General features: G+C 69.6%; 8 protein-coding genes and 1 pseudogene. 5 read left to right on the forward strand and 4 right to left on the reverse strand.

Annotated elements, in window-relative coordinates; genetic code table 11:
* Nucleotides 1–640: 640 nt before the first annotated feature.
* The 3 genes from O3W51_RS22055 to O3W51_RS22065 form a co-directional block, all read right to left on the reverse strand.
* Entirely contained in the window at nucleotides 641–1,996 is a 1,356-nt protein-coding gene (locus O3W51_RS22055) for an APC family permease (protein ID WP_164608368.1), read from the reverse strand.
* A gap of 41 nt (nucleotides 1,997–2,037) precedes the next feature.
* A complete protein-coding gene (locus tag O3W51_RS22060) occupies nucleotides 2,038–2,487 on the reverse strand; it encodes a universal stress protein (protein ID WP_164608369.1) in 450 nt (149 codons plus the stop codon).
* A 397-nt stretch (nucleotides 2,488–2,884) separates the two neighbouring features.
* Complete coding sequence (locus tag O3W51_RS22065) at nucleotides 2,885–3,076, reverse strand: hypothetical protein (protein ID WP_164608370.1); 192 nt, start codon at nucleotides 3,074–3,076, stop codon at nucleotides 2,885–2,887.
* A 451-nt stretch (nucleotides 3,077–3,527) separates the two neighbouring features.
* Between O3W51_RS22065 and O3W51_RS22070 the strand changes: the two genes are divergently transcribed.
* From O3W51_RS22070 to O3W51_RS22090, 5 genes are all read left to right on the forward strand, one after another.
* Entirely contained in the window at nucleotides 3,528–4,526 is a 999-nt protein-coding gene (locus O3W51_RS22070) for a recombinase family protein (protein ID WP_164608371.1), read from the forward strand.
* On the forward strand, nucleotides 4,519–4,851 hold the full coding sequence (locus tag O3W51_RS22075; RefSeq protein WP_164608372.1) for a hypothetical protein: 333 nt from the start codon (nucleotides 4,519–4,521) through the stop codon (nucleotides 4,849–4,851). The genes O3W51_RS22070 and O3W51_RS22075 overlap by 8 nt, the downstream gene beginning before the upstream one ends.
* Before the next feature lie 579 nt (nucleotides 4,852–5,430).
* Nucleotides 5,431–7,824, forward strand: coding sequence for a glycoside hydrolase family 65 protein (locus O3W51_RS22080; protein WP_164608373.1), 2,394 nt, complete (start codon nucleotides 5,431–5,433; stop codon nucleotides 7,822–7,824).
* Between the two features lie 60 nt (nucleotides 7,825–7,884).
* Nucleotides 7,885–9,093 (forward strand): permease, encoded by a 1,209-nt coding sequence (locus O3W51_RS22085; protein WP_164608374.1) that lies wholly within the window; start codon nucleotides 7,885–7,887, stop codon nucleotides 9,091–9,093.
* A gap of 186 nt (nucleotides 9,094–9,279) precedes the next feature.
* Nucleotides 9,280–10,023, forward strand: coding sequence for a histidine phosphatase family protein (locus O3W51_RS22090; RefSeq protein ID WP_443048322.1), 744 nt, complete (start codon nucleotides 9,280–9,282; stop codon nucleotides 10,021–10,023).
* 216 nt (nucleotides 10,024–10,239) lie between these two features.
* Here the strand turns inward: O3W51_RS22090 and O3W51_RS22095 are convergent.
* Nucleotides 10,240–11,954: pseudogene (locus O3W51_RS22095) on the reverse strand (GAF domain-containing sensor histidine kinase).
* Between the last annotated feature and the right edge of the window lie 60 nt (nucleotides 11,955–12,014).

Here is a 12,014-nt window from a genome sequence, read left to right on the forward strand (position 1 = left end):
GCCGCGAACAGATCGCTGAACTGCTCGTCGGCGAAGACCTCGCCCAGCGCATCACGAATTCGGATGGCCAACGAGCCCTGGGGGAACGCGGCCCGGGCGACCCGCGCCGTCATCTCGGGAATCTCATTAACCGGACCTGGGCCACAACGACATCACGGACCACCCCATCGGTTCCCCGCGAATCAGCGTCCACCCCACTCTCCCAGCCATCGGAAGATCACGCGGGCCGCACCGTGAATAGACCAGCAGAGTCACCACGGGGGTCACCTCATGAGGGTCATGGACGACGTCGAGCTCACCGAGGACGAGATCAACGACCTGCTCAGCGGCGATGACCAGGGGCCCGCGTGGGACGAGGAAGACGGCTACGAGTGGGTGAGCTGATCACCGCACCGTCAGTGCCCCGTCCAGTTCGTCGGCGCTGGCTCAGCGGCTCCACGGCGCCGGAAGCGGTAACCCGGGTGACGGCGGGCAGGTGCAGTTCGATGACGGAGGGGCTTGGTTGTCCGGGAGCGCACCCATGGCCTGCAGGTGGCGTCCTGCCTGTTCCGGCCGCTTTCCGGCATGTCTTCTCCAGCGGGCATTGGTCCGTACGTTCACCGCATCGGCTGCAGGCGCACGGCGGCATTGTGTTCGGGTGTCAGTGCTGGTGTGGTGCGGTGGACCGGTTTCGTGCGAAGAGCAGTCGCAGTGCGCCCACGCCGAGGACGCAGCCGGCGATGAGCGCCAGGGTGGTGGGTTCGTGGAGGGCGAGCTTGGCGAGGAGCACGATGATGGCGATGGCGCATGCGGTTGCCCCTAGGTGTCCGAGCACCCGCTCCCGAGTGCGGTCGGTGGTGCGGGCGTGGAGGTGGTTGATGAGGCCGAAGACGCCGAGGAAGGTGGCCGAGGCGAAGGTCAGGAGTTCGTTGATGCCGGGCAGCATGGCGAAAACGGCGCCGAGCAGGGTGAGCATCCACATGGCGTTGGCCGGCACCCCGGCAGGTGTCCGGCCCAGGAAGGGCGGCAGTTCACGGGCGTCGCTGAGGTCGCGGACGAGCCGGGCGGTGGAGAACAGGGTGGCGTTGACGGCCGACGAGGTGGCCAGCACAGCGGCCCCGGTCGCCAGCCAACGTCCGAACGTGCCGAGTGCCTCCTGGCCCACGGCCGCGAAGGCCACCTCGCGCTGGGAGACGATCAGCGAGTCCGAGACCAGCATCTGCGAACTCAGCGTCACGGCCACGTAGACGGCGATGACCACAAGCACCGACAGATAGAGCGCCCTGGGCAGCGTCCGGGCGGGCTGTTCCATGGCGTCGTAGTCGTAGGAGAGCAGCTCGAAGCCCTCATAGGCGATGAAGATCGAGGCGGCCCCCACGAACACGCCCAGGTAGCCGGTGTCGGCGAGTGGGCTGAGCCGGTGCGGCGACCACGCGAACAGCCCGATACCGGCGATGACCGCGAGGATGACGAGTTTGGCCAGCACCACGGAGTCCTCGGTGAGGCGCGACGCGCCGATGCCCCGAACATTGATCGCCAGGAACGCCCCGAGGACGACGACGGACGCGGCCCGGGCGACGACGTCGCCGGTTCCGATGGCCTGGGCGATGTAGTGGCCGAAGGTGAAGGCATAGACGGCCAGGGCGAGGACGTAGCCGAAGATGAGGTACCAGCTCGTGATCGCCGCGAAGCGGGGGTGCCCGGCCTCGCACAGGTAGGCGTACGGGCCGCCTGAGCGTCCCGAGCGCCGGGCGAGCCCCGCGTAGCTGTGCGCGGTGACAAGCGCCAGCAGACCCGCGAGCACGAAGCACATGAACGCGAGGTGGCCCGCGAGTTGGATGGTCACCCCCAGCACCGAGAAGATCCCGCCGCCGATCATTCCCCCGATGGCCATGGCCGAGGCGTCACGCAGCCTCAGCCGGCCACGGCCCCGACGCTGATGGCGCTCGGTCTTGGGGTGATACGGCCCGCCGCCTTGGTGTACGGCGGCGCCGGCTTCCTGTCCGTCCTGGTTCATGCTGGCTAGCGTAGGGATCGCCACCATTTGTCACTCCGCTGTCACCCCTCGTGTCCGCGAACCACCACGACGGGGCATGGGGCATGCTGAACGCAGTGCTGGCTGACCGATCCCAGCACGGCCTCGCCGAATCCGCCGTGCCCGCGGCCGCCCACCACCAGCAGCCGGGCCCCACGGGCGGCGTCCAGCAGCACGGCCGCTGGGTGTCCCTCCAGCGTTCTGGGGCGAATCTCGACCTGCCGGTCCGGGCCGATGGCCGAGTCGATCACCCGGCCCAGGTATCCGCCCGCGAGTCCTCCGAAGTCGTACGACCCGCTTCCGGGAGCCGCCAAGGCGTACCAGGCGAGCGGACGCTCCCAGGCGATGACCGCCTCTACCGCGCCACCGGTCAGCTCGGCCTGGTGGACCGCCCACAACAACGCCGCCTTCGACGACTCGGAGCCGTCGACGCCCACCACGATCCGCGGAACCGACGATGTCTCGCTGCTCATCGAAACTCCTCCTTGTACACAGCCAGGCGAGTACCTGGCCGCTCTGGAAACCCCACTTGTTCTCACAGCCGGGCAGGAACTGCGTCTGCTCGGCGTCATGGAGCGCTACGAAGTCCGTGCACACGCGGTGCTGCAGCGCAGCCGGATCGATGCGACGGCCGGATCCAACAGGCCGACGGACACCAGCCGCCCCGGCGTGCGGCTTCGACGACCAGATGGGTGAGCGAGCGGGCGCGCCAGAGGATCGATAACCACCTGGGTCAGCTCACCGCTGACACGGCCCCGGGGGGGGAGAGAGATCTTGGTTCCGATCGTGAAAGACGTGCTCTCGCCGATCATGGACTGCCAAACCCTGAGACGGGCACATCGGGCAAGTCGGCCCGCCTGCTGAGCGGTGTCAGGGGAGGAACTCCGGATGAGCCTGGGTCTTCAGTGCCCAGGACTCACCAGTGCAGTCGCTCGGCAGCGGCGGGAAACGGTGCCCCTTCACGTCCGTACTCCAGTGGTGCCCGCCGCCGCAGTCGCATACGTAGATCCCGCTGGCGGGCACGAACTCGCCCGGATGCCAGGTCTCCTTCTTCTTGCTCATGCACCCTGTCTACGTCGGCACCCGACAAGCCGCGACCCGAGGCCACCCGTGGGCACCGGGTGGACGTCGCAACGTCTGATCCGGGCGTTCGGGCCTGTGCTCCCGACTTGCGACGTGAGGGGTGCGAGGCGGGCGCGAAGCCTGCGGCCCAGCGGCCGGCTCACCTGGCGAGCTTCCCCTCCCGGACGAGGAACTGGGTGCCCTTCGTCGGCGGCGCGGCGGTTGGCCAGGCGCTCCGTGTCGTCGGCCAGGTCCGCGAAGGGCAGTTCGTCGGTCTCTCACCGACATCGTGGCCATGATCGTGACGCAGAACCGGATCGGTTCTCACAAATGACCATCTGTGAGAGTTCTGCGAGCCCCTCCCGGGTGATCACATTTCCGCAGGTCGCCGTTGGCAAAAGTCCTCTCGAAACCGGCATGTTGTGCGAGGCACTTCTGAGAGACTCCCTCCATGGATTTGACGCCCGATCAGGCCGCACTTGCGGTAGAACGTCACGACTGCCCGAACTGTGACGCGCCCGCCGGCAGCGCCTGCCGCACCCGGGGCGGGAAGACCGCCGCGAAGTACCACACCCCGCGCTTCGTCCTCGTCCCCGCCCTCCGCGAGGAACTGGAGATCCCCGTCCCCGCCGACCGCGCTCCCGGCCGCGCGTGGAAGCAGGGCCCCGCGCTCGCGATCGTGCCCGCGCCCCGCACCGAGCGGCCGGTCCGCATCGGGTACGCGAGGACGTCGACCGCCCGGCAGGAGCTGGCGAGTCAACTCGAAGCCCTTCACCGGGCCGAGTGCCACAAGGTCTTCAAGGAGCAGATCAGCACCAGGGTCAAGGTCCGGCCCGAGCTGGAGAAGGCGCTCGCGCTGGCCCACCAGTTCAAGGAAGCCGCACCCGAGACGCCGGTCATCTTCACGGTGCACGAGCTGAAGCGTCTGGCCAGGAACGCGGCCGAGCTGATGACGCTGTCCGCCGAGCTCCAGGCCGGCGGCATCCAGCTCGAACTCCTCACCGGGCCGCTCACCGGGATCTACGACCCCAACGGCATGGGCGCGATGTTCTTCGCCGTGCTCGCCGTCGCCGGGCAGATCGAGCGCAACTACATCCGGGAGAAGACCCTGGAGGGCCAGGTCATCGCCGCGTCCAAGGGCAACCACGGCGGGCGGCCGAAGGTCATCGACGACGACATGCTCACCTTCGCCGTCGCCCTGAAGGACAAGGGCGTCCCTGTCCCGGAGATCGCGAAGAAGCTCACCATCAAGGTCGGGAAGAACGCGGGCAAGTCCCCCTCGGTCGCCTCGCTGTACCGGGCGCTCGCCGCGGACGATGGCCTGCCGCTGCGGCCCAAGCCCGTCCGCATCCGCCGGTCCGGGGACCCGCTCACCCCCGAAGAGATCGATCTGCGCGAACGGCTCCAGGCCCAGCCCCACCCGAACGCCGCAGGCACCCGACGTGGATGACCTCGCCACCGTTCGCGCGCAGGAATACGCGAAGGTGTACGACGAACTCCTCGCCGCCGCCGCCCGGCTCGACATGCTGCGGCGCCTGGAAGGCGGGAGCATCGACGCTCACGCGACCGCCGCCATGCACGGGCTCCGGTTCGCCGCCACCATCCTCTGGCCGGCCGTCCCGAACACCCCGCCGCCCGGCTACCGCCACGACAGCGAACGGCTGCTCCAGCTCGCCGCGAACTGGCGCGAGGCAGCACTGGAACTCGGCGAGTTCGCCCCGCCGCGCCCCGCCCTCCGGCTCGTCAGCGAGACGACAGCGGGGGATGAGGACTGAGAGCGGTGACGCGCGGGCGACGGCCCAGGGACCAAGATCACCGGCTTAGCGCTAATGGCTGTTCCGATGGTCCCCAAGGCCGGGCCGGGGTAGTCGGGCAGCACCCCGCCGCAGGTGGACGGCGTCCGCAGGCCGTTGCGGACTGAACCGCTCCGGGGTGCGTCAGAGCCGCCAACCAGCACGGAGCGGGTTCGGCCGGGACGGTTGGATCCCGTGGTCGTCGGGCGCGTGCTCCTCTGTCCCCCGGGGGCGCCTGGAGGGGTACGGCTACTTCTCGCTGTGGGGGCGGCTTCGGCCTAGAGTGGGCTCAATCAGCGTCCTGGACCCCGACGCGGCCACAGTCCGGCAGAATGTCGGGCGCGAGCGTATCTGGGGCGCACCGATGAGCAAGCCGGTCCGAGCAGCAGCGAGGGTGTATCGGTGGGCCCGCTTGGCGGGCAGTGCCCGTGATCGGGCACCTGGGCAGGGGCGGCAGTCGCACGCAGCTGAGGTTCCGGGTGCGGGACCCCCCGCGGGGCATGTTGTGTTCTGTCGAGCCACGCCGCCGGCCTGTGCGGTCCGAGCGCTTGGTCCGGGCAGGTGATCGCCCATCCCGCTTTCGCTGTCGATCCGTGGTGTCTGCGCGAGTGTGATCTGGATCTGGAGGTGCTCGCGCAGAGCGAGTCGCTGTTCGCGTTGTCCAACGGCCATGTGGGCTGGCGGGGCAACCTGGACGAGGGCGAGCCGCACGGCCTGCCGGGGACCTATCTCAACGGCGTCTTCGAGTTCCGCCCGCTGCCGTACGCGGAGGCCGGGTTCAGCTACCCGGAGTCCGGCCAGACGATCATCAATGTGACCAACGGCAAGGTGATGCGGCTGCTGGTCGACGGCGAGCCGCTGGACCTGCGCTACGGAACCCTGCACAGCCACGAGCGCGTGCTGGACTTCCGCGCCGGGGTGCTGGAGCGGAGCGTCCTGTGGACCACGCCCTCGGGCTGCACCGTGCGGATCCACTCGACCCGGCTGGTCTCGCTCACCCAGCGCGCGATCGCCTCGATCGCCTACGAGGTCGAGGCGGTCGACCGGCAGGTACAGGTCGTGCTGCAGTCCGAGCTGGTCGCCAACGAGCAACTGCCGCCGCAGGGAGGCGACCCCAGGGTAGCGGCGGTGCTTGACTCGGTGCTGGTGGCGGAGGACGACTTCGCACGCGGCAGCAGGCTGCGGCTGGTGCACCGCACGGAGCGCAGCGGGTCGCGGGTCGCGGTGGCAGCCGATCACCTCATCGACGGCCCGGCGGGTACATCGGCGGCGGCGGAGAGCGGTCCGGACGTGAGCCGCCTGACGGTGACCTCGCAGCTTGCGCCGGGTGAGTGTCTGCGGGTGGTGAAGACCGTGGCGCACGGGTGGTCCGGTGCCCGGTCGCTGCCCGCGGTGCGGGACCAGGTCGACGCGGCGCTGGCGGGCGCCGCGGAGATCGGGTGGGCGGGGTTGCTGGCGGGGCAGCGCGCGTACCTGGACGATTTCTGGGCTCATGCGGACGTGGAGGTGGAGGGCGATGCCGAGATTCAGCAGGCGGTGCGGTTCGCGCTGTTCCACGTCCTGCAGGCGGCGGCCTGCGCCGAGGAGCGGGCGATACCGGCCAAGGGTCTGACCGGGTCCGGGTACGACGGGCACTGCTTCTGGGACACCGAGGCGTACGTGGTTCCCATGCTGGTCCATACGGCGCCGGCGGCGGTGGGCCAGGCGCTGCGCTGGCGCCACGCCACCCTTCCGGCGGCGCTGGCCCGGGCGGCCAAGCTCGGGCTGGCGGGGGCCGCGTTTCCCTGGCGGACGATCAACGGGGATGAGTGCTCGGCGTACTGGCCGGCCGGGACGGCGGCCTTCCATGTCAACGCCGACATCGCCGACGCGGTGGTGCGCTACACCTCGGCTACCGGCGACGTGGCCTTCGAACGTGAGGTCGGCCTGGAACTGCTGGTGCACACCGCCCGGTTGTGGCGCTCCCTGGGCTACCACGACGATGCGGGGGTGTTCCACCTGGACGGGGTGACCGGTCCGGACGAGTACAGCGCGGTCGCCGACGACAACATCTACACCAACGTGATGGCCCAGCAGAACCTGGTGGCCGCCGCCGACGCGGTCTCGCGCCACCGCCAGGCGGCACTCTCGCTCGGGGTGGACGATGAGGAGACTGCTGCCTGGCGCGACGCCGCGGCCCGGATCGCGATGCCCTTCAACGCGGTGCTGGGCGTGCACGAGCAGTCGGTCGGTTTCACCACCCACCAGGTGTGGGACTTCGCCGCGACCGCAGCGCAGTCCTACCCGCTGATGCTGCACTTCCCCTACTTCGACCTGTACCGCAAGCAGGTCAGCAAGCAGGCCGACCTCGTCTTCGCCATGCAGCAGCGCGGCGACCTGTTCACCGCGCAGCAGAAGGCCGCCAACTTCGCCTACTACGAGGCGGTCACGGTGCGGGACTCCTCCCTGTCCGCCAGCAGCCAGGCTGTCCTGGCCGCCGAGGTCGGCCACCTGCGCCTGGCCTACGACTACCTCGGCGAGGCGGCGCTGATGGACCTGGCGGACCTGGAGCACAACACCCGCGACGGCATCCACCTCGCCTCACTTGCCGGGACCTGGATCGCCCTGGTGACCGGCTTCGGCGGGATGCGGCACCAGAACAACGCACTCGCCTTCGCCCCGCGCCTGCCCGAGCAGTTGACCCGCCTGGCCTTCGCCGTGCAGTTCCAGCAACGCTGCATCCGGGTGGACATCACCCACCAGGACGCCACCTACACCCTCCTGGAAGGCTCCGACCTGGAGATCAGCCACCACGGCGAACCGCTGACGGTGACCGGCCACTCGCCCTGCCGCGCGGCCGTACCAGCCGCGCCACAGCTGCCTGAACCACGTCAGGCCGCCGGTCGCGTTCCACCGCGGCGGACCTGGGCAGCCGATCAGCAGCACGAAGCCGAGGACCCTTCGCGAGCACACTGAGGCGCGCGGCCGAGCCGCTTCCCGAATCCGCGCACAACCCATCCGCCACCAGGGGAGAACATGCACGCGATCCTGCACGCGCTCTCGCTCACCGGCTCGATGGCCTGGGAGATCACCTGGGCGCTGATCCTGGGCTTCGCCCTGTCCGCGGTGGTACAGGCGGTGGTGCGAAGGTCCACGATCATCCGGCTGCTGGGCGATGACCGGCCAAGGACGCTGGCCCTGGCCTCGCTGCTCGGCGCGGCGTCCTCCTCGTGCTCCTACGCGGCCGTCGCTCTGGCCCGTTCACTGTTCCGCAAGGGCGCGAACTTCACCGCCGCGATGGCCTTCGAGATCGCCTCCACCAACCTGGTCATCGAACTCGGCGTGATCCTGACCCTGCTGATGGGCTGGCAGTTCACCGCCGCCGAGTTCGTCGGCGGCCCGATCATGATCGTGGTCCTGGCCGTGCTCTTCCGGGTACTGCTGCGCGACAAGCTCCTACGCGAAGCACGTGAACAGGCCGAACGCGGAGCGGCGGGCTCGATGGAGGGCCATGCGGCGATGGACATGTCCGTCCAGCGCGAGGGCACCTTCACCCGGCGCCTGTTCTCAACGCAGGGATACACCTCGGTGGCGCACGTGTTCGTGATGGAGTGGGCCGCGATCCTGCGCGACCTGGTCATCGGCCTGCTCATCGCCGGGGCCGTCGCCGCCTGGGTCCCCGACTCCTTCTGGCACACCTTCTTCTTCACCGGCCATCCCCTGGCGTCCAAGATCTGGGGACCGCTGGTGGGACCTCTGGTCGCCATGCTCTCGTTCGTGTGCTCGATCGGCAACGTGCCCCTGGCCGTAGTGCTGTGGAAGGGCGGCATCAGCTTCGGCGGCGTCGTCGCCTTCATCTTCGCCGACCTGCTGATCCTGCCGATCCTGGCCATCTACAAGAAGTACTACGGGTGGCGGATGACCTTCTTCCTCGCCACGACCTTCTACACCGCGATGGTCATCGCCGGATACATCGTGGAGTTCACGTTCGGCGGCCTGGGACTGGTCCCCGACCAGGCCCGGGCAACGCTCCCGACCCAGGGCGTGAGCTGGAACTACACCACCTGGCTCAACATCGTCTTCCTGCTCCTGGCCGCCGCCCTGGTGCTCCGCTTCATCCGTACCGGCGGACGGGCCATGCTCGCGATGATGGGCGGCGCCCCCCAGAAGGAGCATGCCGACATGGACATGGACACCGGTGGCCGGGATTCACCGGCCACCGGCCGCGGTGAAAGCCACCACTGAGAGGAGGACCACCGGTCCTCACCCCTGTCTGCGCTCCACGAGCGTAGACTGACAAGAGAGTTGATCTTCCTGTCCGGGTTCCCCGCGGGCAGGCGCTCGCGTCGCCCCAGACTCCCGGCGGCATCCACGTACCGACCGCTGGATGAATCCCGAGGAGCTGATGACGTCCATGGCATCCAGTCACCGATGGCAGCCCCCAATCCCCGGAGCCATCAATCGAATTGGCATGCCCGCTGCCCGGCAAGGGACCCGGGGCGGGCGTGCTGCGGGGACGGGTGGGGAATCGACGTGGAACTGATCATCGTTCGGCACGGCGAGACCGCATGGACGCTGTCGGGCCGGCACACCGGTGCCACCGACCTTCCGCTCACCGAACACGGTCGTCTTGAGGCGGCTGCGCTGCGGCCCCTGCTCGGCCACGTCCTTGCCGGCCGCGAGCCCGTGGTCTACGCAAGCCCGCGGGAGCGCGCGGCCCAGACCTTGGCACTGGCGATGCCCGGTGTCCGGGGAAACGTGGAGCCGCTCGTCGCCGAGTACGACTACGGAACGTACGAGGGCCTGACACATGAGCAGATCTCCACGCTGCGCCCGGGGTGGAACATCTGGCGCGACGGATGCCCCGCTGGTGAGAGCACCGGGGGCGTCGGCGCGCGTGCCGACGCGTTCCTGATCGGGCACGCCGAGCACACGCCAGGTCCGGTGGTGGTGGTCTCCCACGGGCACTTCTCTCGAATCCTGGCAGCACGGGCGCTGGGCCTCGCGGCAGACCACGGCCGCCTGCTGGCCGCCGGCACCGCTTCGGTCTCGGTGGTCAAGGACTTCCACGGCGAGCGCTGCATCGCACTGTGGAACGCCTCCGCCGACCTCCTCGGGGCCCCGGTAGCCCTTGGCCGAAGCCAGGCTGTCCCTGACGCCGCACCCGGGCATTGAGGCCCGACAGACATCACACCGCCCGTGAGCGTGCGCCCCTCCATCACGTGGACCGGGTCCTTGATGAGCGTCCGAGCGGGCACGCATCCGGATCCTTCGTGATCATCCTGGGGCAGTGCCGCCCGTCCATGGGCGGTGGGCAGGCGGCGATAGGTTCGATGCCACGGCACGACCGCAGTGCCGCTGGAGTCAGGCCGCCCGGGACCTAGGCTCACTTCAGTCTTGGTCCCGCTTGATCGGGACCCGCCACACCAGCCGGGTTCCGCGCGGGATCCCCGGGGCGACGGCAAGTGTCCCCCCGCACCGCCGGGCCCGCGCGTCGAGATCGGCCAGCCCGCTTCGGGCCGCGCTCTCCGCGATGCCGACCCCGTCATCGACCACGGTGAGGGTGAGGTCCGTGCGCGTCGCCGCGACGGTGACCTCGACCGCCCGGGCCTTGCGTGGCGGGCCGCGTTGCTCAGCGCCTCGCCCAGCACCGCCAGCAGGCTTTCGACGAAGTCGCCGGGGACCTCGGTGTCTAGCAGGCCCTCCATCCGCAGCCCAGGTGTGCAGCCCAGGGCTGCGACCGCCCGCTCGACCGTTTCGACGATGCGGGCACGCAGGCCATGGCCGCCGGGTCCGGCATCGCGGGCGCGCAGGCCGAAGATCGTCGAACGGATGATCTTCACCGTGGCGTCCAGGTCGTCCACCGCGCGGTGGACCCGCTCCAATGCCTGCGGGTGGTCGATGAAGCGCTCGGCGCTCTGCAACGTCATACCGGTCGCGAAGAGCCGCTGGATCGCCAGGTCGTGCAGGTCGCGGGCAATTCGGTCGCGGTCCTGCAACAGGGTCATCTGCTCGGCGTCGCGACGGCGCTCGGCCAGTTCCAGCGCCAGCGCGGCCTGTCCGGCGAACCCCAGCAAGGGGCAACCGTCCTCCGCGGTGAACTCGGTGCCACCCTCGGTGCGAGCGAGCGCCAGAACCCCGCGCACCCCGCCCTCGACCGTCCCCATCCGCACCGCGACAGCAGGCCCGAGACCCTGCCAGCGTTCCCGTGGGGCAGTGATCCTCGCATCCTTGTTGACTGCGGCGCTGATGATCGGCCGCCCGGAGCGCAGAGCGGCCCCGACCAAGGAACCCTCCGCCGGCAGCACCAGTCCCTGGTGGGCTTCGGCCCCCTCGCCGACGGCCACCTCCACGATCAGTTCGCCCGCGCCCAAGGGCAACGCGATCACTGCCAAGTCAGCTTCGGCGATGGACCTGGCCCGTTCGGCCAGCAACTGCAGCACCTCGGCCCGCCCGGCTCCGGTGAGCAGGTTGCTGGTGATCTCGGCGCTGGCGGTCAGCCAGCGCTCGCGTTGCCGGGCCTGGCTGAACAGCCAGGCGTTGTCGATGGCCACCCCGGCCGCCACCGCCAGCGTCGCCAGGACAGCCTCGTCCTCGGCGTCGAACTGGCCGCCACCGTTCTTCTCCGTCAGGTAGATGTTGCCGAACACCTCACCACGCACCCGGATCGGCACACCGAGGAAGGTGTCCATCGGCGGATGGTTGGACGGGAAGCCGAGCGAGGCCGGGTGGGTGGACAGCTCGGTCAGCCGCAGTGGCACCGGGTTGCTGATCAGCTCCCCGAGCAGGCCGTGCCCCTGCGGAGGCGTTCCAATCGCCGCCTCCTGCGCTTCATCGAGGCCGACGGTGATGAACTGGGACAGCCGCTGGCCCTCACCGATCACTCCCAACGCGCCGTACCGGGCATCCACCAGCGCCACCGCGGCCTCCACGATGTGCTGCAGCACCTGGTCGAGTTCCAGTTCCCTGCCGACATCCAGGACCGCTTCCAGCAGGCTGTGCACCCGATTTCTCGCGTCCCGGGCCATGTCCAGCCGCGCCTGGAGTTCTCCAAACAGCCTGTCCCGTTGAAGCGCGTCCTGCTCGCCCGCTGCCTCTTCGATCATCTGGGACTACCTGGGAACCACTGCCCGACCGTCAACGCTGACACGAAGATCGACTCCATG

Origin of the sequence: Streptomyces sp. H39-C1 (assembly GCF_027158125.1) — a bacterium.
Classification (GTDB): domain Bacteria; phylum Actinomycetota; class Actinomycetes; order Streptomycetales; family Streptomycetaceae; genus Actinacidiphila; species Actinacidiphila fildesensis.

Coding starts and splice junctions, on each gene's coding strand:
- O3W51_RS22070 (WP_164608371.1), top strand. CDS start 3,528: ATGGATTTGACGCCCGATCAGGCCGCACTTGCGGTAGAACGTCACGAC.
- O3W51_RS22085 (WP_164608374.1), top strand. CDS start 7,885: ATGCACGCGATCCTGCACGCGCTCTCGCTCACCGGCTCGATGGCCTGG.
- O3W51_RS22065 (WP_164608370.1), bottom strand. CDS start 3,076: ATGAGCAAGAAGAAGGAGACCTGGCATCCGGGCGAGTTCGTGCCCGCC.
- O3W51_RS22055 (WP_164608368.1), bottom strand. CDS start 1,996: ATGAACCAGGACGGACAGGAAGCCGGCGCCGCCGTACACCAAGGCGGC.
- O3W51_RS22090 (WP_443048322.1), top strand. CDS start 9,280: ATGGCAGCCCCCAATCCCCGGAGCCATCAATCGAATTGGCATGCCCGC.
- O3W51_RS22060 (WP_164608369.1), bottom strand. CDS start 2,487: ATGAGCAGCGAGACATCGTCGGTTCCGCGGATCGTGGTGGGCGTCGAC.